Source organism: Domibacillus sp. A3M-37 (assembly GCF_024213455.1).
Lineage (GTDB): Bacteria > Bacillota > Bacilli > Bacillales > Domibacillaceae > Domibacillus > Domibacillus tundrae.
This window is the reverse complement of the sequence record NZ_JANAVL010000011.1, coordinates 17,145-41,542: the sequence shown is the minus strand read 5'-3', so window position 1 is coordinate 41,542 and position 24,398 is coordinate 17,145. Positions and strand designations below refer to the sequence as shown.

24 protein-coding genes are annotated in these 24,398 nt (G+C 40.9%); 13 read left to right on the top strand and 11 right to left on the bottom strand.

Annotated elements, in window-relative coordinates; genetic code table 11:
• The first annotated feature begins 738 nt into the window (after positions 1-738).
• The 3 genes from NLX67_RS23075 to NLX67_RS15540 all read left to right on the top strand — a co-directional run bounded on the left by NLX67_RS23075 (position 739) and on the right by NLX67_RS15540 (position 3,209).
• A complete protein-coding gene (locus NLX67_RS23075; protein ID WP_254312436.1) occupies positions 739-1,224 on the top strand; it encodes an HTH domain-containing protein in 486 nt (161 codons plus the stop codon).
• On the top strand, positions 1,217-2,344 hold the full coding sequence (locus NLX67_RS15545; RefSeq protein WP_254312435.1) for a tyrosine-type recombinase/integrase: 1,128 nt from the start codon (positions 1,217-1,219) through the stop codon (positions 2,342-2,344). Before NLX67_RS23075 ends, NLX67_RS15545 begins: the two co-directional genes overlap by 8 nt.
• Positions 2,345-2,408: 64 nt before the next feature.
• Positions 2,409-3,209 (top strand): hypothetical protein, encoded by an 801-nt coding sequence (locus tag NLX67_RS15540; RefSeq protein WP_254312434.1) that lies wholly within the window; start codon positions 2,409-2,411, stop codon positions 3,207-3,209.
• A 246-nt stretch (positions 3,210-3,455) separates the two neighbouring features.
• On the opposite strand, the gene NLX67_RS15535 is transcribed toward NLX67_RS15540, so the two are convergent.
• On the bottom strand, positions 3,456-4,220 hold the full coding sequence (locus NLX67_RS15535; RefSeq protein ID WP_254312433.1) for a sulfite exporter TauE/SafE family protein: 765 nt from the start codon (positions 4,218-4,220) through the stop codon (positions 3,456-3,458).
• A gap of 615 nt (positions 4,221-4,835) precedes the next feature.
• Between NLX67_RS15535 and NLX67_RS15530 the strand changes: the two genes are divergently transcribed.
• A complete protein-coding gene (locus tag NLX67_RS15530; RefSeq protein ID WP_254312432.1) occupies positions 4,836-5,444 on the top strand; it encodes an RsfA family transcriptional regulator in 609 nt (202 codons plus the stop codon).
• A gap of 203 nt (positions 5,445-5,647) precedes the next feature.
• On the opposite strand, the gene NLX67_RS15525 is transcribed toward NLX67_RS15530, so the two are convergent.
• Positions 5,648-6,868, bottom strand: a complete 1,221-nt coding sequence (locus NLX67_RS15525; RefSeq protein ID WP_254312431.1) for a benzoate/H(+) symporter BenE family transporter — start codon at positions 6,866-6,868, stop codon at positions 5,648-5,650.
• A gap of 421 nt (positions 6,869-7,289) precedes the next feature.
• Between NLX67_RS15525 and NLX67_RS15520 the strand changes: the two genes are divergently transcribed.
• From NLX67_RS15520 to rpsN, 7 genes are all read left to right on the top strand, one after another.
• Positions 7,290-7,481 (top strand): YezD family protein, encoded by a 192-nt coding sequence (locus NLX67_RS15520; protein WP_254312430.1) that lies wholly within the window; start codon positions 7,290-7,292, stop codon positions 7,479-7,481.
• A gap of 103 nt (positions 7,482-7,584) precedes the next feature.
• On the top strand, positions 7,585-8,643 hold the full coding sequence (locus NLX67_RS15515) for a sulfate ABC transporter substrate-binding protein (protein ID WP_254312429.1): 1,059 nt from the start codon (positions 7,585-7,587) through the stop codon (positions 8,641-8,643).
• A gap of 60 nt (positions 8,644-8,703) precedes the next feature.
• The gene (gene cysT / locus NLX67_RS15510) at positions 8,704-9,534 is read left to right on the top strand and encodes a sulfate ABC transporter permease subunit CysT (protein ID WP_254312428.1); all 831 of its coding nucleotides are present in this window, start codon (positions 8,704-8,706) and stop codon (positions 9,532-9,534) included.
• A gap of 12 nt (positions 9,535-9,546) precedes the next feature.
• Entirely contained in the window at positions 9,547-10,410 is an 864-nt protein-coding gene (gene cysW / locus NLX67_RS15505; RefSeq protein WP_254312427.1) for a sulfate ABC transporter permease subunit CysW, read from the top strand.
• Between the two features lie 14 nt (positions 10,411-10,424).
• Positions 10,425-11,477 carry a sulfate/molybdate ABC transporter ATP-binding protein gene (locus tag NLX67_RS15500; RefSeq protein WP_254312426.1) on the top strand — a complete coding sequence of 351 codons (1,053 nt, stop codon included), beginning with the start codon at positions 10,425-10,427 and terminating at the stop codon, positions 11,475-11,477.
• An 83-nt stretch (positions 11,478-11,560) separates the two neighbouring features.
• The gene (locus NLX67_RS15495; protein WP_254312425.1) at positions 11,561-11,875 is read left to right on the top strand and encodes a DUF2325 domain-containing protein; all 315 of its coding nucleotides are present in this window, start codon (positions 11,561-11,563) and stop codon (positions 11,873-11,875) included.
• A 307-nt stretch (positions 11,876-12,182) separates the two neighbouring features.
• Positions 12,183-12,452 carry a 30S ribosomal protein S14 gene (rpsN, locus tag NLX67_RS15490; RefSeq protein ID WP_254312424.1) on the top strand — a complete coding sequence of 90 codons (270 nt, stop codon included), beginning with the start codon at positions 12,183-12,185 and terminating at the stop codon, positions 12,450-12,452.
• A 274-nt stretch (positions 12,453-12,726) separates the two neighbouring features.
• Here rpsN and xerS read toward each other — a convergent pair whose 3' ends face one another.
• From xerS to NLX67_RS15475, 3 genes are all read right to left on the bottom strand, one after another.
• A complete protein-coding gene (xerS, locus tag NLX67_RS15485; RefSeq protein WP_254312423.1) occupies positions 12,727-13,851 on the bottom strand; it encodes a tyrosine recombinase XerS in 1,125 nt (374 codons plus the stop codon).
• Between the two features lie 1,156 nt (positions 13,852-15,007).
• A complete protein-coding gene (locus tag NLX67_RS15480) occupies positions 15,008-15,499 on the bottom strand; it encodes a type II toxin-antitoxin system VapC family toxin (RefSeq protein ID WP_254312422.1) in 492 nt (163 codons plus the stop codon).
• Positions 15,496-15,870, bottom strand: a complete 375-nt coding sequence (locus NLX67_RS15475) for a hypothetical protein (RefSeq protein WP_254312421.1) — start codon at positions 15,868-15,870, stop codon at positions 15,496-15,498. The genes NLX67_RS15480 and NLX67_RS15475 overlap by 4 nt, the downstream gene beginning before the upstream one ends.
• 309 nt (positions 15,871-16,179) lie before the next feature.
• On the opposite strand from NLX67_RS15475, the gene NLX67_RS15470 reads away from it, so the two are divergent.
• Positions 16,180-16,650: a transposase family protein gene (locus NLX67_RS15470; protein WP_254312420.1), complete on the top strand. Its 471-nt coding sequence runs from the start codon at positions 16,180-16,182 to the stop codon at positions 16,648-16,650.
• The gene (locus tag NLX67_RS15465; RefSeq protein ID WP_254312419.1) at positions 16,613-17,656 is read left to right on the top strand and encodes a transposase; all 1,044 of its coding nucleotides are present in this window, start codon (positions 16,613-16,615) and stop codon (positions 17,654-17,656) included. Before NLX67_RS15470 ends, NLX67_RS15465 begins: the two co-directional genes overlap by 38 nt.
• A 310-nt stretch (positions 17,657-17,966) precedes the next feature.
• Here NLX67_RS15465 and NLX67_RS15460 read toward each other — a convergent pair whose 3' ends face one another.
• The 6 genes from NLX67_RS15460 to NLX67_RS15435 all read right to left on the bottom strand — a co-directional run bounded on the left by NLX67_RS15460 (position 17,967) and on the right by NLX67_RS15435 (position 24,280).
• Complete coding sequence (locus tag NLX67_RS15460) at positions 17,967-18,965, bottom strand: carbohydrate kinase family protein (RefSeq protein ID WP_254312418.1); 999 nt, start codon at positions 18,963-18,965, stop codon at positions 17,967-17,969.
• 136 nt (positions 18,966-19,101) lie between these two features.
• Positions 19,102-19,719 (bottom strand): YesL family protein, encoded by a 618-nt coding sequence (locus NLX67_RS15455; protein ID WP_254312417.1) that lies wholly within the window; start codon positions 19,717-19,719, stop codon positions 19,102-19,104.
• Between the two features lie 20 nt (positions 19,720-19,739).
• Positions 19,740-21,170: a glycoside hydrolase family 32 protein gene (locus NLX67_RS15450; RefSeq protein ID WP_254312416.1), complete on the bottom strand. Its 1,431-nt coding sequence runs from the start codon at positions 21,168-21,170 to the stop codon at positions 19,740-19,742.
• Between the two features lie 6 nt (positions 21,171-21,176).
• Positions 21,177-22,022, bottom strand: a complete 846-nt coding sequence (locus tag NLX67_RS15445) for a carbohydrate ABC transporter permease (protein ID WP_254312415.1) — start codon at positions 22,020-22,022, stop codon at positions 21,177-21,179.
• 12 nt (positions 22,023-22,034) lie between these two features.
• Entirely contained in the window at positions 22,035-22,943 is a 909-nt protein-coding gene (locus NLX67_RS15440; RefSeq protein ID WP_254312414.1) for a carbohydrate ABC transporter permease, read from the bottom strand.
• A gap of 62 nt (positions 22,944-23,005) precedes the next feature.
• Complete coding sequence (locus tag NLX67_RS15435; RefSeq protein ID WP_254312413.1) at positions 23,006-24,280, bottom strand: sugar ABC transporter substrate-binding protein; 1,275 nt, start codon at positions 24,278-24,280, stop codon at positions 23,006-23,008.
• Between the last annotated feature and the right edge of the window lie 118 nt (positions 24,281-24,398).

Sequence of the window (24,398 nt, the reverse complement as noted above, 5' to 3'; positions counted from 1 at the left end):
TGCAATAATCCGTTTGGCTAAGAATATCATTACGGACATTGGCGACTCGCAAGCCATTTTTCTCCCTAAACTAATAAGAATGCAGCCCTAACTCAAAAAATCAGAAAAATGACTAAGTCTATCTCCAAAAGTGGCAATCATTACGGGATGATGCTCCATCTTCAAAACCTCCACCATTCATCAAACTATGATTCTGCTGAATGCTTCTTACAACACATCCTATCAACCGCTTTTTAAAAAATGCAATTAACAAAATGAGATGATCGTCCATTTCTATTCATTGCTATATATTATGAATAAGTAAAAAATAAATTCAATTTTTATTTATCATTAACAATTTAACATATTTCATATTCATTAACAATTTTATTTATTAACATTATTATTATTTATCATTTTTAATTATAATTAATTATAATAAATAAAACAAAGGGACCATTTTTTTCACTGGAATTTATTAATTTTAAAATTAAATATTTATTTTTTTATGATAAAATAACAATTAAGTATTCTTATCGTTAAAATAGTATAAGAACAATAATTTTATTACCTTTTAAAAATCAATTTTTAAATTAATTTTATAATAAAGTAAACTATAGCATTTAAAACAAATAATTATTTTAATTGCTATAGTAGCAAATCAGTTTAAAGGCGCAACAGCTTATTTAAGCAGAAGTATAATATGATGTATGTAAATATCAATTGTTTTGTAAAAAATACTGAAAGAGGGACATTAGAGTGAGCCGATTACTTTCGCAAGTAGAATACAAGCAAATGATCAGTTACAAAATATACGCAAAAAATCACAAGCAGCTACAGACCTCGATGAAGTTGAAATTATTGAACAGTGTAGCGGAAGCGTTTGGCGAGCGCTATTGGCGTTTAAAGGAAGGAACGCGCAAAGCAATAGAATTCATGTGCCAATCTGGTGCTAAACGTGGTTTTTTAAATGCAAAAGACCAACATTTAGCGAAACGGTACAAGATATCCGATAAGACCATCCGGAATGTGCTTAAAATATTGCGGGAAGCAGGGATTATATTGACCGTCTATCGCCGGGCCAAAACACAAAATGGACGGAGTACACCGATCCATCTGTTTATTCACCATCCTTATTTTTTACATTGGGAAGAACTTCTGGGGCTAAGCCGTTTCCGACTTGAGGGCGAGGTGAGTAACGACACGATCTGCAAAAAGAATGAAGGGAGGGAAGAAGTTGTTTGAACTTATATCAATGAGTAAGTCTCTATTTCCAGAAAACAGAGCAGACGTTACCGGCCATCTCCTAGAACGGCTGGAACAGGCTGAAAAAGAAAAAGAAGATCCTTTTTATTATTTCGACGACCTGGATGTGATTCATTATTTCCTGTATCGAAGCATGAATCTCAATAAGAAAGCCGAGCGGTCCGGCCGGACATTGAAGGAATACGAAAGGGAACTTGCGCAGCTAATCCGGAATTTGCTGCAGTACCCGGATGAAATCGGGCTGGATATTGAGAGTGTAGAGGAAGGATCGCTATTCAAAAGCCTGTCACCGCGCCACTTGCGCCGCTATCAGGCATGGCTGGCAGAAGAAAGCCCGCATGTTAAAAAGAAAGGGCCTTATTCGCCGGCCACTCTCGCGCGGAAAACGACCATTATGAAGAGCTTCTTTGCTTTTTTGCACGAGAATCGCTATCTCAAGCAGCCGATTCATCAAGGACTGCTGCCGGCAACCGTGCGGAAAGATGACCGCCCGAACCGCGACTTGGGACCAAGTGAAGTCATTCAGCTACTGGATTACTACCAGGACCGTAATCCGATTATGTTCAGTCTTATTCATGTGCTTGTTGGAACCGGGATGCGGAATGATGAACTTTGCCGGCTGAAAGTATCCGATGTCCGGTTTGATCCAATACTCGGCGGCTTTTACCTGCATGTGATCGGGAAGGGCAACAAAGCGCGGGATATTCCGCTTCTGAACAAGATCATGGAAAGCATTGTGCGATACCGAAAAACACGGCTTCTGCCAGCAGACTTCCCAAGTAACAGCGATGAACCGCTGTTTCCCAACAGCCGGTGGAAGGCGTTCCGTCCGTCTTATTTCGCCACGATGCTGGGGGACGAGATCGAACAAGTGCCGATTTTGTCTATTCAAGCACGCAAAAAGAGAATTACACCGCATGAATTTCGCCATAGCTTTGCGATTATCAGCTACATAAATAATAGTGATATTTATGCAATCATGAGAGCTTTAGGGCATGAGAAAATCGAGACAACGATGATTTATTTGCAGAAGGTCATGGAGCGGGAACAGCATGTGGTCCACCAGTGGAAAGACAATGCCCTAGGAAACTATATATAATAGAAGAAACTCGGTTAAATAGACAGGAAAGTTTTGAATACACATAAAGAAAGGACGTATAAATATGGCCATTATCTATCCCCATATCGAAGATTCGAACTTAACACACTATATTCCTCCAGAAGGAGAATACACTCTTTTTGAAAGTGAAGAGGATTATGCAAAGAGGGTAAGGGAATGGGGGCTTTCCTCCGCTAGAGAAGTGAAAAAAGAGTTTTGGTACAAAGGCAAAACCTATCAGCGGCTTGTCACCATCAAAGGGTATCAAACATACGGTAGTAACAATACAATCAATATCCTGGTGATTGAATTTCAAGATGGCCATTTAAGCTGTATTTATCCGGACTATTTGAAGGATATGCAGTCAGGGAACTTTGGGAAAGAAAGCAGAATAAATAGTACGGAAGCAGAAGATCTTTCCGCTGCATCGGTGCCCTTAACCGAAAAACCAAGAGTAGAAAGTATAGAAAAAACTGTATCTCAGCCTGCACCAAAGTCTTCAGCTCCAAAAATTCAGAAGACAAAAGAGCCAGAAATCCAGCTGCCTACAGATAAGGTTCATTTTACGGCAACTGTTAAACAATTTGCCCTTAGCTGGAATCATTTCAACGAAGAAAACGATGAAGTGGTGGTGCTGGAGCAGGTTCAGATTGTTCAAGAGGAGCCAATTAATATTGATTTTGCTTGGTGCAGTCACAGCAAAACGTTAAAAAAACTGGAGCTGCAGCCAGGAGAGCAGCTTGAATTTGATGGGAAAATCGTGAAAAAGAAGCTTCCAGCAGGCAAGGAAGTAGAAGAAGAATACTTGCTGAATGTACCTGTGCCATTCAAAGTCAACAATCCATCCAAAATTGTGAAAAAGTAAAGGAGAAACTCGCATCACTACAAAAAAAACAGCCAAACGACTGCTTGGCTGTAAGAGACTATTTTCTGTTTTAACAAAAAAGCGACAATCGTTTTTTAAAGGATTGTCGCTTTTTAAGCATTTTTCGGAAGATCATTCATGCAAATGAAGCCTGTATAGACTGCAAAATTATTTTGTTCTTTAGAGAGAATGTGATGCTAACAGTCAGTTGTTACAAGAATGGGCGCCACTCAGGTCCAAGCTTATTTAGATAAGTTTCATCCCGCTAATTAAAAGGATCGAAGCCAATACAGCTTGAAGAGGTTTAGAAGGAACTTTAGTCGATAGTTTACTCCCTGCTATTACTCCTGGAATGGATCCTATTAGCAAATTAGCAACCAGCATATAATCAACACTTCCAAAGCTGGCGCTTAAGATGCCGGCAACGGTTACTAACAAAAAGGCATGCGCAATATCCGTTCCCACTAATTCAGAAGTTTTCATTCTATACAAATACAACATGGCAATAGCAAATAAAGAGCCAGAACCAATCGACGTTAATCCAACGATAAAACCGAAGAAAACGCCGATAAGAATCGTTAGAGTCCGTTTTTGTTCAAGAGGCTGCAGCTGCCAACGATTAGGGCGGAACTTCTTATCGAAAAAGACTCGAACAATAATCGAAATAGCTACAAAGGTCAACACATACCCCAGTGCATGTTTGATAATCTGCTCCTGATGTTGATGAAAAGCAGGAAAAAGGTGAAGGGTTCCAATGGCAATGACTGCACTAGGGACACTGCCTAATGCCAGATATTTTACCATTTTAAAATTAATAGTGTTTTGTTTCCAGTGCTGAGATACCCCGAATAGCTTTGTAATGGAGTTGTACACAAGATCCGTTCCTACTGCAATAGAAGGATTAATGCCCATTACTATTAATAGTGGAGTCAAAAGGGCCGCTCCACCTACTCCTGTCAGGCCTACTAAACATCCTACTACTAAGCCCATAATGGCAATGCTGACACTCATAGTGCTGCCCCCTAATTTAATCCGAGTATTTTTATATGATTATATACCAATACTAGCCACTAGTAAACAACGTTCAAAATTTTCCCCAGACATTATTTGTTTATAATTGATTTGAGTTTCAAGATTTATACGAAACAATCGTTTTAAAAAATCATCAAATGTGTCCGCCATTTTTCTATACTTCCAAGCCGTTTCCTTCTCTATCCGGCAGCACAAAATACGGATAGGTTAATTCTCGGCTATTCTGTTCTTTCATTAAACATTTGAATGACTGGAGAAATTGAATGCCTAAAGCATCTTCTGTTTTTTATAGTTTCATCATTTACTGGGTATTGAATACGCTCTTTTTTTCTTTGTCTCAAAAGTTTTTACCTTTATAATAATCTCTCATTTTAACTGCTCCTCTGTTTCAAAAGATACTTCATTCTCCTTATTCAACTGCTCTGTTCTATTTTTTCAATAAAAAAATTAATAATATTCGTATCAAGGTCTACTATTTTGAGGTTATCCAGAATATGAATTAAATACATCGTTTTTTAGCATTTTTGTATAAAAAAGAGAGGAAGCGGCTATCTTATTGAAAAGATAGATATAAATAAAAGGAGTGATAAACGCATGAAAGTAAGACAGGATGCCTGGTCAGAAGAAAATGACTTATTACTGGCGGAAACGGTATTGCGGCACGTTCGAGAGGGAAGTACACAGCTAAAAGCATTTGAAGAGGTGGGTGATACGCTTAATCGAACGTCTGCAGCATGCGGCTTCCGCTGGAATGCAGTCGTGCGAAAACAATATGAGAAGGCACTTGGCCTAGCCCGGAAACAAAGGAAGCAATCTTATCGCCTTATTCATAAGGACGAAGAGTCAAGAGAGCTGCATATTGTATTAGAAAGCACCCAAACATCACAAAACATGAATGACAGGGCTGGCTCTGCTGCTCTCACGATGAGTAGTGTGATTGACTTCTTACAAAATTTCAATTCGTCCGGGCAAGATTATGAAAGTCTTCGAAAAGAATTGGAAGCTGTAAAACAAGCAAAAGCCGCATTGGAAACAAAATATGAGGAACTTGAAAAAAGAACGCTTACCATACAAGAAGACTATGAGGCAATAGTGAAAATCATGGACCGGGCAAGAAAAATGGTTGTATTCGGAAATGAAGAAGATAAAGGGACTTCCTTTAAGATGGAGAGCAACGGAAATTTAGAGAAAGTAGCAGATTGAAAAAGCGCAGCCGAGCAGCTGCGCTTTTACCATGCGTTTCACCATACAGACGCGGCTAAATTGAACCAGTCCCCCTCAGAGTTTAGAGGACAACATCGAGAATGAGCCCGTTACTAGCTGCATAAGCAGCGGGCTTTTTTAAAGCTGCCCATTTGATAGGGCACAGGTCAGATTATGTATGAGATTTTTATGTGAAGCTGAGCTCAGCGCTGCTTTTCTATCGCCCATGCGATGGCTGCTCCACATACTAATGCCCAAACTGGTCCGCTGATATGGAAGACAGACACATTCGATAAAGCAATAACAAAAGCCGCAAGTGCACTTAATCGATACTGATTACGGGAAAAAGCCGCCTGCAAGCTGGACTGAAGCGCACCAATTAAAGCCAGTCCAGCGAGCAGTGAAACAAATGCTGTAGGAAGGGACTGAATAAAAGGGGCGATCTTCCAAGCAAATATGCCAAACAGCATAATAATTATGCCGGATACGACAGATGCCAAGTAGCGCTTTGACTTTGAACCCGACTCAGAATCCGCGCAAATAGCCGTCATCATTCCGGCAATATTTGCACTTTGTCCACCAAATAAAGCAGCGAAGCTGGAAAAAATCCCACTAATAGAAATAATTTTGCGAATGGGCGGATCAAAATGAGCGCTTTCCAGTGCGCCTATTCCAGGTGCCGCATCATTGCTTAAAATCAGCAAAGCAAGCGGGACAGCCAATGTAAAAAATCCGATCCAAGTGAATTCCGGCATTTGCAGTGAAGGGAAAGCAAAAGGGATCGGTTCTGAAATCCCGTTCAGCTCATGTGTCCACAGCAGAACAAGAAAAGCCGCAAGTACCGCTGCCATAACAGGTGGAAACCGCCGGCCGTATTTGGTAAAAATAAAAAAGGCAATTAAAGCAACTCCTCCAACCAGCGGCATCTCCTCCACAGCTGGAATGAGCCGGACAACATATCCTGTCACAAGCCCTGCCAGCATTGAAGCGATCACTTCTTTGGGAACCCATTTAATAATTTTTGTGAAAAAGCCGGATACGCCGACAAGATAAATGATTAATCCGGACATAACATATCCGCCAATTAACTGCGAATAGCTGAACTGATGTGTGACCGTTGCCAAAAAAGCAACGCCTGTAATAGAGTGGCCGCCTGTAATGGGCATTTTATATAGTAATGGCATAATAATTCCAAAAAGTCCGCCAAAAAAGTAAACAGCGAACATCCAGTTGATGGTTTGTGAAGCGGTGAAACCACCGTTGCTTGCTGCTTCTAGAATGATCGCTGCTGGACCTGTCATCACAAGCGTGCTGGAGATCATCCCGGCAGATACGTTTTGATTCGTCAGGTCTCGAAAAAGATGATTTTTTCCAGATGCAGGGACCAAAGTAACCTCTCTTTGTTTTTGATCTAGCCATTTCATGTGAATCACACCCCTCTTTTTCCTCTATAGTTCTTATCATAACGCTTTTAAACTAGAGAATGTAAGCCAATGTTTTAGGCTATGGACAAATAGAAGGATATTATAAGCAAAAAGCCTATAATCTATTGCAGATTAGTTATATCCCCTCTTGATTAAAGAAATCTGTGATCGGTTATTCCTGTATAATTCAGAAAAATTATTTTTTTGCAAAAACGGGTAGACATCATTTCAGCAATGCGCTATAATCCAATTATTCAAATAAAACAAACCGAAATACTCAGGTTTAAAAACTACATACAAAAAGATGCCGATCAGACAACTGAAGGCTCCTTGTAATCTTAATGCAGATGAAAAGGAGCCTTTTTTGTTCAAAAGTCGACTGAAATAGTGGAGATTAAAATGGAAGCTGGGGGGATGGAACATGCCAGAAAAACAAATTGATGAACAATGGATTGAGCGAATTGTCAAATCGCTAAAAGGAATAGAATATGGGTCAGTGGAAATTGTGATCCATGATTCGCAGATTACACAGATTGACCGGCTGGAAAAGCAGCGGTTTCCATTAAAAAAAAACCAAGTATTCGAAAAACCAAATCAGGTGAAAATTCAATAAAGGCCGATCAGACCAACTGAAGGCAGACTCTTTTAACGACACAGTGTTAAAAGCAGTCTGCCTTTTTATATGAATTTATCTTAATAAGAGAGAGGTTTTGGAGATGAAAAACAAGACATTTGCATGGAAATTTCTAGCGGGCATTACAGCAACAGCCGCCATTTTAGCAGGCTGCGGGGACAGCACAGAAGAAGAAAGCGGCGGCGAGGCCTCATCGGCTTCAAAAGAGCCGGTTGAGCTGCTGAATGTCTCTTATGACCCTACACGAGAGTTATATGAAGAATTTAATAAAGAATTTGCGGCCCACTGGAAAGATGAAACGGGCCAGGAGGTGAGGGTTCAGCAGTCCCATGGCGGCTCAGGCAAACAAGCCCGTGCCGTTATGGACGGCCTCGAAGCGGACGTTGTGACGCTGGCGCTTGCCGGTGATATTGATGAAGTAGCGAAAGCAGGGTTAACCGAGGAAGGCTGGCAGACACGCCTTGAGGATAATTCAACGCCTTACACATCCACCATTGTGTTTCTTGTCCGCAAAGACAATCCCAAACAGATTAAGGACTGGGATGATTTAGCGGATAATGGTGTATCCGTGATTACGCCCAATCCGAAAACATCGGGCGGAGCGCGCTGGAACTACCTGGCGGCCTGGGCGTTTGCAGACAAACAATTTAACGGGGATGAAGAGAAAATTAAGCAGTTCGTCGGCGATATTTATAAAAACGTGGAGGTGCTTGATTCCGGTGCCCGTGGTTCAACCACCACTTTTGTGGAGCGCGGCATTGGTGACGTGTTAATCGCCTGGGAAAATGAAGCATTCCTCTCATTGAATGAACTGGGCGAGGATGAGTTTGAAATGGTCGTGCCATCGATCAGTATTTTGGCCGAACCGCCGGTAGCGGTCGTTGATAAAGTCGCGGAGAAAAAAGGGACAGAAGAAGTGGCACAGGCGTATTTAGAGTATTTATATACGGAAAAAGGCCAGGAAATCGCAGCGGAAAATTATTACCGGCCGCGCAATGAAGAGGTGCTGGCGAAATACGCGGATCAGTTTCCTGATATCAACCTCGTGACCATCGATAAAGATTTCGGAGGCTGGAAAGAAGCGCAGGCAAAACATTTTAATGACGGCGGAACGTTTGATGAAATTTATCAGCCTCAGTAACAAAAGAGCGGTGGGTAAGTCTCACCGCTTTTATCAATCAATAGAAATGCAGGTGACCAAATGGCCAAAATAAGATGGAAAAAACATAGTATTTTGCCGGGCTTCGGCTTATCGCTCGGTTTTACGACGTTATACGTAAGCCTGCTCGTTCTTTTGCCGCTGGCGATGATTTTTGTCAATACGGCCTCGATGAGCTGGTCGGACTTTTGGGCAACCGTGACCGAACCACGTGTTGTAGCTTCTTATCAATTAAGCTTTGGGGCAGCGTTTGCGGCGGCCTGTATCAATGTGGTATTCGGCGTGCTGATCGCCTGGGTTCTCGTTCGGTATTCGTTCCCGGGCAAGCGCGTAATTGACGGGTTGGTGGATTTGCCATTTGCACTGCCAACCGCCGTTGCGGGTATCGCATTAACGACGCTGTATGCAGAAACAGGCTGGGTGGGCCAGTTTTTATCGTTTAAAGTCGCATTTACCCCAATCGGCATCACGATTGCGCTCACATTTATTGGTCTTCCATTCGTAGTCCGGATGGTACAGCCGGTTTTGCAAAATTTCGATCAGGAAATGGAAGAAGCTTCGGCGATTTTGGGAGCAAACAGGCTCCAAACGTTTGTGAAAGTCATTGTCCCGGAGATTTTGCCCGCTGCTCTAACCGGATTTGCGCTGGCGTTTGCGCGGGCACTCGGTGAATACGGATCGGTTGTATTTATCGCCGGCAACATGCCGATGAAAACGGAAATTACACCGCTTCTCATTATGACGAAGCTTGAACAGTATGATTATGCGGGCGCAACGGCGATTGCGGCAGTCATGCTTGTGATTTCATTTGTTTTGCTGCTGTTCATTAACGGACTGCAATGGTGGACAAATCGTAAATTCGCCCATTCTTAAGGAGTTGACAACATGGCTGGACATATCCCGCTTCAATATAGCGACAAAAAGGCTGGAAAACGCTCAGCACAGGAGCCATTTATCTTGCGTATCATTTTAATTGCTGCCGCGCTTGCATTTTTATTCTTATTTCTTCTTTTGCCGCTTGCTGCCATTTTTATTAAAGCATTTGAACAAGGCTTCGGGTTATATATTGCATCCATTACAGATCCAGATGCGCTGTCGGCAATTAAACTGACCCTGCTGGTTCTTGTATTGACAGTACCTCTGAATGCCTTGTTTGGCATCGCGGCGGCCTGGGCGATCACGAAGTTTGATTTTAAAGGAAAAAGCATATTAATCACTATTATTGATTTGCCATTTGCGATTTCACCGGTGATCGCCGGGCTTGTATTCGTTCTATTATTCAGCACACATGGCTTATTCGGTGATTTTTTATTCGAGCATGACATTAAAATTTTGTTTGCGGTGCCGGGCATTGTACTCGCTACTCTTTTCGTCACCTTTCCTTTTGTAGCGCGGGAATTAATTCCGCTTATGCAGTCCCAAGGGTCAGCGGAAGAAGAAGCTTCTTTAACGCTTGGAGCGAATGGCTGGAAAACATTCTGGCTTGTCACGCTTTCGAATATTAAATGGGGGTTATTATACGGCGTCATTTTATGTAATGCGCGGGCGGTAGGTGAATTTGGCGCAGTATCGGTCGTATCCGGCCATATTCGGGGATTGACGAACACGATGCCGCTTCATATCGAAATTTTATATAACGAATACCAGTTTTCCGCCGCTTTTGCGGTGGCATCGCTCATGTCCATTTTAGCGATTGTCACACTGGTAGTGAAAAATATTGTGGAATGGAAAGCCGGACAGCACGGTTAACGGGAGGGTATGACATGAGTATTCAAATTAAAGATGTATCGAAAACGTTTGGCTCATTTCAGGCGCTAAGCAATATAAATCTGGATATACAAACAGGTGAATTGGTGGCACTGCTTGGGCCGTCCGGGTCGGGGAAAACGTCACTTCTCCGCATCATTGCCGGACTGGAAGAATCGGATAACGGCGTTATTTTATTCGGCAATGAAGAAATGACGCATATCCGGACGACAGAACGAAAAGTCGGCTTCGTGTTCCAGCATTATGCGCTGTTTAAACATATGACTGTGTCTGAAAATGTGGCGTATGGATTGAAAGTCCGTCCTAAAAAAGAGCGCCCCTCTAAAAAAGACATCAAGGAAAAAGTAAAAGAGCTTCTGTCACTTGTGAAGCTTGACGCATTTGCGGACCGGTATCCATCGCAGCTTTCAGGCGGGCAGCGGCAGCGCGTGGCACTGGCGCGTGCACTTGCTGTAGAGCCAAAAGTGCTTTTATTAGATGAGCCGTTCGGCGCGTTGGATGCAAAGGTACGCAAAGAATTGCGCCGCTGGCTGAGAAGATTGCATGATGACTTTCATATTACCAGCATTTTTGTTACGCATGACCAGGAAGAGGCGCTGGATGTAGCGGACCGGATTGTCGTCATGAACGAAGGGAAAATCGAGCAGATCGGCAGTCCAGAAGAGGTATACGAACATCCGAACAGTCCATTTGTGTATGATTTTCTTGGAAATGTCAATGTCTTTCATGGACGGATTGAGGGCGGCATATGGCTAAACGGGAACGGCGTGGACACTGAACATCGTCAGGCTTTAGCATATGTTCGGCCACATGACGTTTCGATTGAACGGGAAAAGTCGGCTGACGATGCAGTCCAAGCTAAAGTAGTCCATACTCACGTGGTCGGACGCACCGTGCATATTGAATTGAAGCAAGATGGAACGGATCAGTTTCTCGAAGCAGAACTGACAAAAGAACAGTATCGGGAACTGGATATTCAAACAGGTGAAACCGTGTTTGTCCGTCCAAATCAACTAAAAGTCTTTATTCCAGAAGATTATTCCATATAACAAGCTGATCAGGCGACTGAAAGCTGCTTATCTTTTACAGATAGGCAGCTTTTTTTATATAAAGGAGAGAGGAGACTAAGGATATGGTATCCCTGCTTATTGTTGGCGGAGATAACATTCAAAAGCTGAAGAAAAAGTTATCAGATCATGGCTTTGACGAAGTGATTCATGTAAATGGACGAAAAACAAACATGGTACGAATAGCCATTCCAGTAAATGTTGATTCTATTTTAATACTGACAGACTTTATCAATCATAATCTTTCAAACGTCATCAAGAAAAGAGCTAGTGAACGCTCTATTCCTATATATTTCGCCAAACGATCATGGAGTTCTGTGTATGAACAATTAGGAGGCAAAATGCCGGCCGCTCGTATTCCGCCTGACTGTGGTGCTTAACATACGTCCGTTGTTCTGTTTACTTGAATATAGCACATATGCACAATTCGTTCGAAAAGAGAGAACCCGAGAAAAAGCGACCATGGACGGCTATGCGAAGCGGATCCCCAACGCAGTGTAGCCAGACTATGTTCGATCCATCTTCCACTCACAGCTGAGTTGCGTCCGTTAAGCTGTTAAAGATGGGGTATTCCCGCCTAAAAATAACATGCCAGTCGTTTTTTATTTGTCAAATGATATATTTTATGTTTTAATATTAATTAAAACGTAATGGTTACGATTTAATGAAGAATTGGAGTGTTTATAGATGGCTAAAAAATCAAAAGTTGTGAAAGAACGAAAAAGACAGGCAATGGTCGCAAAATATGCAGAGCTGCGCCAGGAGTTAAAAGAAAAAGGGGACTATGAAGCGCTTCAGAAACTGCCAAAGGACTCTTCGCCAACACGTCTGAAAAGCCGCTGTGAAGTAACCGGACGTCCAAGAGGCTATTTGCGAAAGTTTAAAATGTCACGTATTGCTTTCCGTGAATACGCGCACAAAGGTCAAATCCCCGGTGTAAAGAAGGCGAGCTGGTAAGGACATGAAAGAACAGTTGCTGTAGTGCTTTTTAAAGGGGTTATCGCCTCGCTGTCAGCAGAAAAGCGGGTCCTCTATCGAATTTCATTGTTCAACAGGTAAGTGAAAGCCGGTTCAAATTGAACCGGCTTTCACTTTTTATATTTTTTACCCGTTTAAAAACTCTACTTAAAGACCGAGACATTCATATAGATATTTGGAATTTTCTAATCATCGGGTTCTCATAATAACTGCTGCTGCACCACTTCATTTAAATAGTCCACGAGAAGAATAATTAATCAGAAATTTGGTCATTCCGCCTTGATTTGTCCATTCTTTCTACAATTGAAATACTTTCATCATCTTTTAAATTTGTATAAAGGGCTGTCGTTTCTATAGAACTATGCCCAAGCTGGTCCCGCAGTTTTACAATATCGCCACCATTGCGAAGCCATCCGCCCGCAAAGGAATGCCTAAGTTTATGCGGGCTCATTGACCGCCCTGATGTGAAGGCCCTGGTATACTGGTTTATATTTGCTTCTATGGAACGAATAGAAATTTGCTGCGCTTTACCTTGATACCTTGTTAAAAAAACAAAAGCTTCCTGCTGATTTGGCTGATAGCGCTCAGAACGTACGTTTAAATAAGCCCGAAGATCATCCATAGTAGAAGGGAGGACCAGTACGGTATCTTCTTTTCCTCCTTTTCGGGTTACATCTATTGTGTTTTTTTTATGATTTATGCTGCTCATAAGAAGCCCTGCTGCCTCACTAACACGGATGCCGCTGCCGAGCATAAGAGAAATAAGGGCTATATCACGCTCTTTATTCCTCATATACATGGCTTTCTGCCGCGGTGTAAGGGTCATCTCGTATTCGTTTTTTAAAAACATAATAAATTCTTCAATATCCTGATCATTTAACAGTGAAGTACTTATTCGTTGTGACCGCCGCTTGGCTGTTTCTTTCGTTTTTCCAATCTTTATTTTCGTCATTACATTTCGGTCGAAATAACATTCACCATTTTCTAGTTCTGTTTCTTCAGTTAGGTAGCGAAATAAAGATTTCAGGGATTGAGTGATTCGAATTACCCGGGTTACAGATCGTTTTTTCCAAACATCTTTTTTTACTTCAAAGGGCTTATCACGCACAAAATCAATAAAGAACTCTACATCCTGTTTTCTTAATGTTGCCAGGATAGAATAAGGGATCTCAGAAATGGATTGAGAAGTGGGAGATAGACCTTCATTTAATAGCCATTCAAAAAAAATTCGAAAATCATATAAATAATCCAGCTGGGTGGAGGGGGTATTGCCATATCGCCGCTTATCGCGTATATATTCTTGAATATAGAATGGAAAAGAAGGAAGCATAGCTTCTATTCGTTGTTCAGCAATTCGTTCCTCGCGGGGTGCTGCCAAAAAAATCACGCCTTTCTAAAAGGTCAAATTTGGTCAAACTTTGCGCCAAATCCCATTTTGGCGAACATTTGTTTGTTTTTTTGCCAGGAAGGCTAACGTATCCTAGTTTTAATAAAAGAGGCCAACAAAATGAAAAGTGATGAAAAACTAAGTATGTAAGGTCCGCTCAAGTATATGTTTGAAAATTTTCATTAGGAGAAATGTGTACAGCTGCTGAATGGCGTTATTGTTTACACTAATAAAAATATGCTCGGTTCATTTTAAGTTCGAATTATGCAAATCATACAGAACAGTGAAAAACCATTCATAATTCGGAAATATTTTCAGGATATCCTTGTGAAAAATACACGAATATACTGTTACAAATTGTTCTAATACGGTCAAGCTCTGTTGTGACTTATCATATAACTAACACCATGCCGTTAGTTAAAATTGAAAAACTATACTTAAATTGCTGAACAACCAATTTCTTAAATAAATATTTCTTACGATAAGACATAAACCAACCCCTTAAATTATATCACTTGATTGAGTCTTTGTCTAAATGTTCGCAAAATAAGTATTTGGCGCAAAGTTTGTTCTATGATAAGTACTTCTCTTCTTTACGTATCCTTAGAACAAAGTTTGAGCACTTTTTATTTTCTGTTCAACCAAACCCATTGTTAGATAAGCCGAAAACTTCTGATTGTTATTTTAATAATGCTGGCTAATGCTTATAACCTGAAAAGTCTTCCGTCTTAATGGAAAAGCCGGGTTTCTTTGATAAAACAAAACATAAACGGTTATTAATTACATATAGATTTTGAGCAATATTTTGAGACACAAAAACCATAGTATTTTGTCCAGAATGTTCTGTTTGTAAAATCCCCTCAAAAACAATCGTTTTTGAGACGAGCCAGACAATAAAAAACAGCTTTCAAATTTCTTGAAAGCTGCCTCTTGTTGAAAGGTTGTAAAATTGGTTAAAACAATAAGATTGGTTAAATTTTATGGACGAACTGTTGATTATTAAGAGGTGTCCTTGGGAATATAAAATTAGCGTTTTGTTAGAACTTTACTTCAAAGCGCCATTTTGATGTTTATTTTTCCTGACAAGCCGAGTAAAAAGAAGCTATGTTTTAGTTCTTAGAAAAAAGGAAGGGAGCTTTTCCCTTCCTCAATTATTTCCCTGTTGTGCTCTTTGCTGCTCGAATACTTTGCAATGATTCTGATAATCTGCCTGATCAGTAACTGGATTAAAGTATTGGAATCCAAAATTTTTTGATGCCCATACAAAATCCTTATCGTTATTACTAACCAGAATTAAATTATGAATTTTAGCCGTTGCCGCAATGATAGCATCAGGACCTTTAGGCGCTGATCTTCCAGCTACTTTAGCTTTTCTCCGGATTTCTGCGGCTAACACAGCAATCTTTTCATCTAGTTCTATCATTTCATCTACCAACTGCACAAATCCTTCTCGTCCCGTTCGCACAGCTGGGATTGTTTCTACCTCATAAAAAGACATAAGCTCCATATGAATGACACGGTTCATATATAATAAATCATCATTTTGAATGCTTTCCAAAATAAAATGAACAACGTCTGGATAGCTTTTTTCATGCGCTGCCCAGACGTTGTTGTCGATTAGGTATCGGATGTTTGTCACTTAGCTTCTTCCTCCCAATCTTCACGACTCATGATTCGATCAGATTCACGAAGGCCTTCCAAAGTGAAATGTTTGGCACTGCCCGCTAAACTCTTGGCAAGTTCTAAGCGCTGTTCCTTCGTTAATCGTTTTTTCTCTGGCTGTGTCAAGGTATCCACCTCCACTACTGGTATCGCCATACGTCCACGAATATAATCCCTTAACGTTTTTCCATAAACAACTTCAGCCTTACCTGTACAAATGTCACGTTTAACAAATTTTGGTGCGTTTTCATAACGGATTTTTCTTCCATGACCTCTACGTCCTCTACGAGGTGCTGGAACTGGTGCTGCTGCAGTTGCGTCCAAAGTTTGGTGCGTTTTATGTGTCATGGTACATCCCCCGCTTCATCCTATTATTAACTTTATTATACCATTGAATACTATAGAACGGTAATTCGCTTTTGACCAAAACTGTTGATTGCTTATTAAAACTTATTGCACAGTATCAGTCTTCTGTTGATCAATGAATAAACAGCCAAAGAGGCTTATGATGATCTCATTGACCACCATAAGCTTCTTTTGTTTCTATTGTGCAAATTAACGCTTAAAAACTGCGCAAAACAAAGGTTCTTACGACGAGTTGGTGAAAGAGGAATTCGATACTTGGCTGATATAATAAAGGAAAAGGAGTGACCTCAAATGCTCTCTATTTCCTGGCCTTCACCAGATCTCGATTTAGAACTTTTGCATGTGACCTCCACTGACGATTCCTTATTTTTGGCCGTAAAGCGTTCATCTACTTCCGTATCTTGTCCGGGCTGTTCAACACTTAGTCATCGTAAGTACAGCCAATACTCACGTAAAGTGCAGGATCTTTCAATTGGCAGTAAGTCCGTCATCCTGCTTCTCATCACAAGAAAATGGTTTTGTGAGGAACTTGAATGTCCGCTGAAAATCTTTACAGAGAGATATAACTGGCTTTCACCCAATGGCCGCCGTACTGCCAGAGCTGAAGAGGTTTTACGTAAACTGGCTTTCTCGACCAGCTGTCTGTCCGCTGAAAAGGTGGCTAAATCGATTCATCTCCCTGTCAGTCACGACACCTTATTAAATCTGGTGCGTCAAACACAGATTGAACCTGAGGTTTATCCCTTTTGTCGGGATAGATGACTTTGCCTTCTGTAAAGGCCATACCAATGGTACGCTCATCTGTAACCTTCAATCCAGAGCTCCCTTAGCCATTCTGCCTGACCGTCTGCCTGAAACCGTTGCTCAGTGGCTGATGCATTATCCTTTTATTAAAGTAGTCAGCCGGGACGGCTTTAACAGTTTTCGGCAAGCGATTACAAAGGCAAATAATCAAATTAATCAAGTCTATGACCGATGGCACTTTATCAGAAATGCCAAGAAGCAGCTGGATTCTTTTCTTTCGACCCTTGTGCCAGCGGTGATCGCATTGAATGTAGAGACTCCGCGCCATCCTATTTCAGTCACTCCATTAACGCGCACTGAACAGAGAATGAAAGAACGACAACATGAGAAATGGAAGTTTATTCAGGAGATTCAGCAGGCGCATAAAAAAGGAAAGAATGTTTCCAGAATCTCAAGGGAATATCAATTAAACAGAAGAACTGTCACTACTTATCTCAATATGAATGAACCGCCTGTATTTACACGCAGACGCTCTAGGGCAATAGATGCATTCAAAGAACAGATCATTGAACTCGAACAGGATGGGAACACCGTAAAGAAAATCTTTCACATGATTCAAACGCAAGGATATCAAGGGACACTCTCTGCAGTCAGTACCCTTGTGATGAAAATTCGGAAAGAACGCAAACACGGCTTACAAAGAAATTCGCAAAAGCGAATAAGCAGAAGACAGCTTGGCTCCTGGATTTGGAAATCAAATGAAGAACTAAGCACGGATGAACAAAGTCATCTGATCCAGTGTTTTGAACTGTACCCGCCTGTTAAGTTTCTTTATGGCAATATCCAGGCCTATCGTAAAGCTATAGAAGCAAGGGATTGGGACATGTTTTTGAGCTGGCTCCGTGAACAATTATCTAGCAGGGGAAATGCTTTCTACCATTATGCCTTCAGGCTGCGAAATGATCTTCAGGCTGTGAAAAATGCTTTTCTTACCCCTTACAGCAATGGGTTGCTCGAAGGGTAGATTAATCGGTTAAAGACCATTAAGCGGATGACTTATAGAAGAGCTGGTTTAGAAATATTAGAGAAAAGAATTCTCTACAGATTATGAAATTATTTAAAAATAATTTGTGTGCCTATTGATCCTACCACACAAATCAACTCACCAGAACTGCGTAAGAACCAAAACAAAATTAAAATTCACAGCATTCAATATTGTTCTAGCGGGATTTAACCTAAATGAACAGAAATTGTTCCATTGTCTTAATCGGACAGTACCCAACAAAACTTAGGAAACATACACTTATAAATATTCCAGTGATTTTTAAAAGAACTTATCCTGGCAAAGAAATTATTTTCCGCTGTGAAGTAATAAAAGTGAGTACATCATGCTTAGTAGGTGCCGATTGAATGGCACCTTTCACAGAAGCAGTAAGTGCACCGCTTGCATTCGAAAAGGCAAGCAAATATTGATGATTTTCATTGATTTTTGCGCATAGGTTATCTTGCGAGACATTCAGGAATGAAAGTTCAGATAAAAAGCCGCCAATAAATGCATCTCCAGCACCTGTTGTATCTACAACCACCACTTTGTAACCTTTGTCTTCATATCGTTCACCACTTTTGAGATACAAAACGGCGCCGTCTTTTCCTCTAGTGTAAACTACCGTTTTGACGCAACCGATAAAAAGAGATTGAATGGCTTTTTTCTCATCATCAATTTCTGTAATAAAAGAAAGTTCTTCGTCTGAAACTTTCACAATATCTGCTAAAGGTATAAACCGTCGAATGGTTTCCTGACATGCTTCCGCGTTAGGCCACAGTGGGAGCCGGACATTAGGATCAAAACTAATGATACCGCCTTTTTTTCGTATTTCTTTTATCGCTTTTTTATGCGTTTCTTTCATTGAATCTTTGACCAAATTGACTGAACAGAAATGAAGAAAATCGCCTTCATTAAACCAGTCTGCTTTTATTTCTTGAGGAAAAATCAATAAATCAGCTGCGTTCTTCCGATAAAAACTAAAACTGCGCTCCCCATCCTGATCAACAGAAACAAACGCAAGACCCGTTTCACCTTTGCTACTGCGAGTGATGTATGAAGTATCAACACCGTTTTCTTGAAGGACATCCATCAAGTAATCGCCGAAATGATCATTTGCCAATTTTGTCAGCATAACCGAGTGGCCGCTATATTTAGAAACAGTAATAGCGACATTCATTGGAGCACCACCGGCAACGCGTTCGAAACCTTCGACATTTTTTAAAGATTTGTTTTTTTGAGCAGGAATGAAATCAATTAAGGCTTCTCCCATACAGAAAACTTTTTTCAATCTACTCACCTCCACTAAAGAACAAGGGATTTATCACTTGTTCTCAGGATTACATTTTAGTTTTCAAGATGTACCTTTAGGCTTTTAATAAGCTAGGTTGCTAACTAAAGAGCAATCCCTGCTTTTAACCTGGCTATTAGTAATGCTGAAACCGAGCTGGCGCCCGCTGCTCCAATCGTTCAAAGGAACTCAATGAAAAACGAATAGTTACATAAGAGATAAGAATAAAGCTAAACAGCATTAGCACCGGTGAAATCCAGAACAGCAAAGCACTTGCAAGCCAAAACAGTAAGATAGCACAAGCAGATTGTAGATCTGAAAAAGCTGAGATAAAAGACCATTTTATTAATGAAAGACCTGATTTTTGATAATGAACCAGACAAGGGAATAAGGCGGTTCCTACAAGAAGCCAAAGCAGGAATACAGTCCCTATCAGAGAAAGTATCCATATTTTCCAATCTGACTGTAGATGAAGAACAAAAAGTAAATCTATTGTAAATAAAACCACACCCATTATCCATCCGTTACCAATTAGAAGACCTTGTTTGAAATGAAGCTGGAACAACCGGAAAAAGCTACGAAACACACTATCATTTCCACTTATTTGCCATTCTCTAAGCACAGCCAGAGCAGCAACGGTGGATGGACCAACTGTTATTATCGGCAAGCAGCCGATTATCCACAATACATTTAATATGAGAAAGTTGGTCACTGGCCTGATCATTCCTACAGTTTTTCCGTTCCAGACATTCATGATGTTCATCCTTTCTTCTTTTACATATGGATAGTTTGAATCGTCAGTTGTTCGTAGTCTGCTTGTTCAATTGATGTATTGAATTCCACTAGATCAATTGAACTGGCTGGATAAAATGATTCGGTCATCACATACCGGCCACCGTTTATAAATAATTCAATCGAAGCATGGTCAACTAAAAGAAACATATCCTTCAGTGAATCTATCGGCATTGTATCTATACTTGGAAAATGTTCTGAAAAATCAACTCGTCCGCTTTTAGTCCGATCGACCCGTACTTGTTGAGACGTTTGGTCAAAAGTGATGGCTAGAAGCGTACCTTTTCCTTTTAAACTGACCGTGAATGTTGGAGAGTTGCCATCTTTCATTTCCAAATCGATCATAAAAGGAAGAGCCGGTATCTTTATATTGAGCGGGCTTTCCAAACCAAAATCGGCCTGATCGCTGCTGAAAATAAGCTGCTTTTTCAATCGATTTGACATCAACGGTTTTTGAATCAAATAATAGTTTCCCTGTTTGTTTTCAAGCGACAGCGTTCTTGCGATGGACATAGACCCTCTGAATTCAGCGGTGGGTGTTTGATTGGCATACTCCCAGTTGTTCATCCAGCCGATCCAAACTGGTTGTTCCGTGCCGCTCCATGTGACAGCCGCATAAAAATCGCGTCCCCAGTCCGCCCATTTTTCGTCTTCTTCTTTTTGATCCGTTACAAATGTAGTGCCATCAAAGTCACCTGTGAAATATTGAATAGCGGATCCACCATTTGGACCGCCGGGATTCAAGCTGACAATCAACACCCATTTTTTTAATTCTTCGCCTTCTACATCCAGATAAATTAAGTCCGGACATTCCCAGACGCCGCCATGGCCACCGTATGTTTCACCAAATGAAGAGAGATAGTCCCATTCTTTTAAGTTGGGGGATCCATAAAACTGAATGTGATCTCCACAGGCGAGTGACATGATCCATTTTGATGACTCCTCATGCCAAAACACCTTAGGATCTCGAAAATCCTTTATACCGGGATTCGGAATAACTGGATTCCCTTCATATTTCATCCACGATCGGCCACTATCGTTGGAATAGGCAATGCTTTGTTTTTCGTTGTCTTCACCGTGATGAGTAAAAATAGCAACCAGTACCGCTTCTTCTCCCTCTTGAAATCCGCTTGTGTTGTGCCAATCGACAACCGCACTGCCCGAGAAAATTTGTCCCAATTCATCCGGATACAAAGCGACCGGAAGCTCTTCCCATTCACATAGGTCAGTGGATACCGCATGTCCCCAGTGCATTGGTCCCCACACCATGCTGTGGGGGTGATATTGATAAAACAAATGATACTCTCCCTTGTAATAAACAAGGCCGTTCGGATCATTAATCCAATGCTTGGATGGGCTGAAATGACAAATTGGACGAAACGTCTCTTTTTCCATTTTTAAATCTTTATTCAAAAGTCATCATCCTTTCACTCCGCTTGATGTAATGCCTTGCACGTAATAACGCTGGAAAAACACAAAAATCAAAATTACCGGGATAGTCGTCAGCGATAGTGCGGCCATAATTTCACCGTATGCAATGTTCTTATCTGCAAATAAATATTGAATCCCCACTTGGACAGTACGAATCGATTCATCCGTTGCCACAATTAGCGGCCACATAAAATCACTCCAATGGCTAACAAATGTTAAAATGGCCGCTGTTGCAAAAACGGGTTTCGAATTAGGGACAATCACTTTCCAAAACGTCTGCCATGGATTGGCGCCGTCAAGCATCGCTGCTTCTTCCAGCTCTTTTGGAATACCCATGAAAAACTGTCGGAACAAGAAGATATTAAAAGCAGAAGCAATAAACGGGACAATAAGCGCTGGATATTCGTTGATCCAGCCGAATTTGTTTACCACAATATACAAAGGAATCAGCATGCTTTCAAACGGAACTACGTATAGGGCAATAATGACAATCAAGATCAAATCGCTGCCTGGAAATTTTAATTTCACCAAGGCATACGCACAAAGAGAATTAACAATTAATCCGAAAATAACAATCATACTGACAGAGAACAAGCTGTTCCAAATATAATGAAAGAAATTCACTCGATCTGAAAACAAAATTTGTATATAGTTATCTAACGTTACGTCTTTCGGCAAAAATGCTGCCAGACCCATATCTTTGAAAATCATCGTCTCCGGTTTTAATGAAGCTATAATCATCCAAAGAAGCGGCGCAATAAATAACAATCCTAGCAACAAAATCGCTAGCGTAGTGACAACTTTTCCTATTTTCTTTTTTGTTTGATGCCGCATTGAAATCCCTCCTTACTGTTTTAGTGCTTTCTTCAAAATAAGTGATGCTACCAGTACGATTAAGAAAAAGATTACTGCTATCGCCGATGAATAGCCGACATCCCGGAACTGGAATCCATTTTCATACAGCATAAATACCAATGTTTTCGTTGAATCACTTGGACCGCCGTTTGTCATTACATACGGCTGAATAAACAAGCGAAACGCTTGAATTGTCGTAATGATCAGAACAAATCCGGTCACATGGCTGATTGATGGAAGTGTCACATTGCAAAACTTTTGCCATACATTTGCTCCGTCCATTTCCGCTGCTTCGTACAGTTCTTCCGGTACCTCTTTCAAGCCGGCCAAGAAAATCATCATTTGAAAACCCGCCGCCTGCCAGACAGACATAAAAATAATTGAATTCATTGCTTGATCGGGACTTAACAAAAATGGCTGGTTGTCAATACCAAAAAAGTTCAGCGTGTTATTAATCAATCCACTATCCACGTTGTATAAAAACGTCCATAGAATCGCAACAACTACCATAGAAGTGACAACCGGGCTAAAAAAGAAAACGCGGCCAAGTCCTGCCACTTTTACTTTTTTGTTTACTAAAAGTGCCAGCCCTAATGCAACAGCACTTTGAATCGGAACCACCACAGCGGTAAAATACAATGTATTCTTCAATGCTGTTAGAAAGATTGCATCCTGAAAAAGGCGGGTGTAATTATCTAACCCTGTAAACTCTTTACCGGCTGGATTTAACATATTGTAATCCATAAAGCTGTACACAAATGCCAGGAATACTGGCAAAATCAAAAATGTAAACAACAAAACCAAAGCGGGCAGTGAAAAAATAACGCCTAGCCACCGCTTCTGGGTTTCATAGGTCCATGACTTTTCCTTTACATTTACGGATGTGATTGTTTTTTCCATTTAAACCACCTTTTTTATCAAAGAGGCAACCATACAAGATGATTGCCTTTTTGAAATGTTATTTATTGTTTTCGTTCGATATCTGTATCCACTTCTTTGGCTACTTTATCCAACTCTTTCTGCACATCGCCGCCAAGGAAGATGTTTTGAACCGCTTGTCCGTACTTAGTGGATAAAACCGGATACGAAGTAGTGGAAGGACGCGGATGTGCCGTCTGTAAGACTTGATCTTTAAATACCTTCAGTGGCTCTTTGTCCCACTCTGCCAATTCTTCAAATGCATCTGTCCGTGCGGGCGGCTTGTCTTCCACCGCTGCCAGCTTCAATACATTTTCTTTTGTATGAATGAAATTTAACAGTTCAGCAGCGGCTTCTTTATCTTCCGCGCTTGTTGAAACACCCCATGCCCAGTCACCTGAAGGGGAAACTTGTTCTCCCTCAGGACTTTTCGGATAATATGTGATGCCCCACTCTGTATCAGGATAATCTTTCAGTTTTGCCCATTCCCATGATCCCATCAACATCATAGCCGCTTTTCCATCTTCGAATTCAGTTGGCGTTGGCTGAAGGTTCACTAGTCCTTCTTTAGTGAATTTCTGTAAAAACTCCAATGCTTCTACTGTTTCGGGACCGTTTACATATCCGTCCGCCTTTGAACCATCTTCCGCAATAAAACTTCCGCCATTGCTCCAGACAGCGGGTCCTGTAAAGTAAATAATCCATTCGCCGTAATCAAGCGTCCAGTTTACACCATAAATCCCTTTTTCTTTATTAGTCAGCTTTTTCGCAGCATCGTAAAATTCATCCCATGTCCATGCTTCTTCTAATGTTTTTGGTGGAGTGATACCTGCTTCTTCCAGCATTTTCACGTTGTAAAATAAAGCCACAGTTGATTCCATCGGTGCAAGTGCATACAATTTATCTTGATAGGTTCCCTGTTTAATAACTGATTCAACAAATTGATCTTGCTCCTTAATCATCCCATCAATTGGCTGTATGATGCCGGCATCGGCATAGTTAGCCACGTTCGGTCCATCCATCGCTACAAGATCTGGCAGTGTGTTACTTGTAGCAGCGGCCGATATTTTATCTTCATAGGCATATTTATTTCCACGCGGGATAAATGTGATTTCCGCTTCAATTTCACCATCATTCTTCTTATTGAATTCGTCAATAACCTCTTTATATGCAGTGCTCGTATCGCCTTCCGGATACCAAAGTGTTAATTTTGTTTCTCCAGCACTTCCGCCAGTGTCAGCATTTTCATCATTGCCGCAAGCGCTTAATGTACCGAGTGACAGCATCGCAGCTGTGCTTAGAACCAGTAGTTTTTTCATCTCTTTTCCTCCCAGTGCTTTTATAAAGCGTTTTCATGTACTTATCTTAACTTACTTGAAAAGCTTTCAAAACGAGGTGTTTCTCTTTTGAATGTTGAAATTTCTCTAAAAGAAAAAA

Excerpts from the sequence above, each read along its gene's own strand:
- NLX67_RS15540 (WP_254312434.1), top strand. The coding sequence starts at position 2,409 with ATGGCCATTATCTATCCCCATATCGAAGATTCGAACTTAACACACTAT.
- NLX67_RS15535 (WP_254312433.1), bottom strand. The coding sequence starts at position 4,220 with ATGAGTGTCAGCATTGCCATTATGGGCTTAGTAGTAGGATGTTTAGTA.
- NLX67_RS15530 (WP_254312432.1), top strand. The coding sequence starts at position 4,836 with ATGAAAGTAAGACAGGATGCCTGGTCAGAAGAAAATGACTTATTACTG.
- NLX67_RS15525 (WP_254312431.1), bottom strand. The coding sequence starts at position 6,868 with ATGAAATGGCTAGATCAAAAACAAAGAGAGGTTACTTTGGTCCCTGCA.
- NLX67_RS15520 (WP_254312430.1), top strand. The coding sequence starts at position 7,290 with ATGCCAGAAAAACAAATTGATGAACAATGGATTGAGCGAATTGTCAAA.
- NLX67_RS15515 (WP_254312429.1), top strand. The coding sequence starts at position 7,585 with ATGAAAAACAAGACATTTGCATGGAAATTTCTAGCGGGCATTACAGCA.
- cysT (WP_254312428.1), top strand. The coding sequence starts at position 8,704 with ATGGCCAAAATAAGATGGAAAAAACATAGTATTTTGCCGGGCTTCGGC.
- cysW (WP_254312427.1), top strand. The coding sequence starts at position 9,547 with ATGGCTGGACATATCCCGCTTCAATATAGCGACAAAAAGGCTGGAAAA.
- NLX67_RS15500 (WP_254312426.1), top strand. The coding sequence starts at position 10,425 with ATGAGTATTCAAATTAAAGATGTATCGAAAACGTTTGGCTCATTTCAG.
- NLX67_RS15495 (WP_254312425.1), top strand. The coding sequence starts at position 11,561 with ATGGTATCCCTGCTTATTGTTGGCGGAGATAACATTCAAAAGCTGAAG.
- rpsN (WP_254312424.1), top strand. The coding sequence starts at position 12,183 with ATGGCTAAAAAATCAAAAGTTGTGAAAGAACGAAAAAGACAGGCAATG.
- NLX67_RS15475 (WP_254312421.1), bottom strand. The coding sequence starts at position 15,870 with ATGACACATAAAACGCACCAAACTTTGGACGCAACTGCAGCAGCACCA.
- NLX67_RS15470 (WP_254312420.1), top strand. The coding sequence starts at position 16,180 with ATGCTCTCTATTTCCTGGCCTTCACCAGATCTCGATTTAGAACTTTTG.
- NLX67_RS15455 (WP_254312417.1), bottom strand. The coding sequence starts at position 19,719 with ATGAATGTCTGGAACGGAAAAACTGTAGGAATGATCAGGCCAGTGACC.
- NLX67_RS15445 (WP_254312415.1), bottom strand. The coding sequence starts at position 22,022 with ATGCGGCATCAAACAAAAAAGAAAATAGGAAAAGTTGTCACTACGCTA.
- NLX67_RS15440 (WP_254312414.1), bottom strand. The coding sequence starts at position 22,943 with ATGGAAAAAACAATCACATCCGTAAATGTAAAGGAAAAGTCATGGACC.
- NLX67_RS15435 (WP_254312413.1), bottom strand. The coding sequence starts at position 24,280 with ATGAAAAAACTACTGGTTCTAAGCACAGCTGCGATGCTGTCACTCGGT.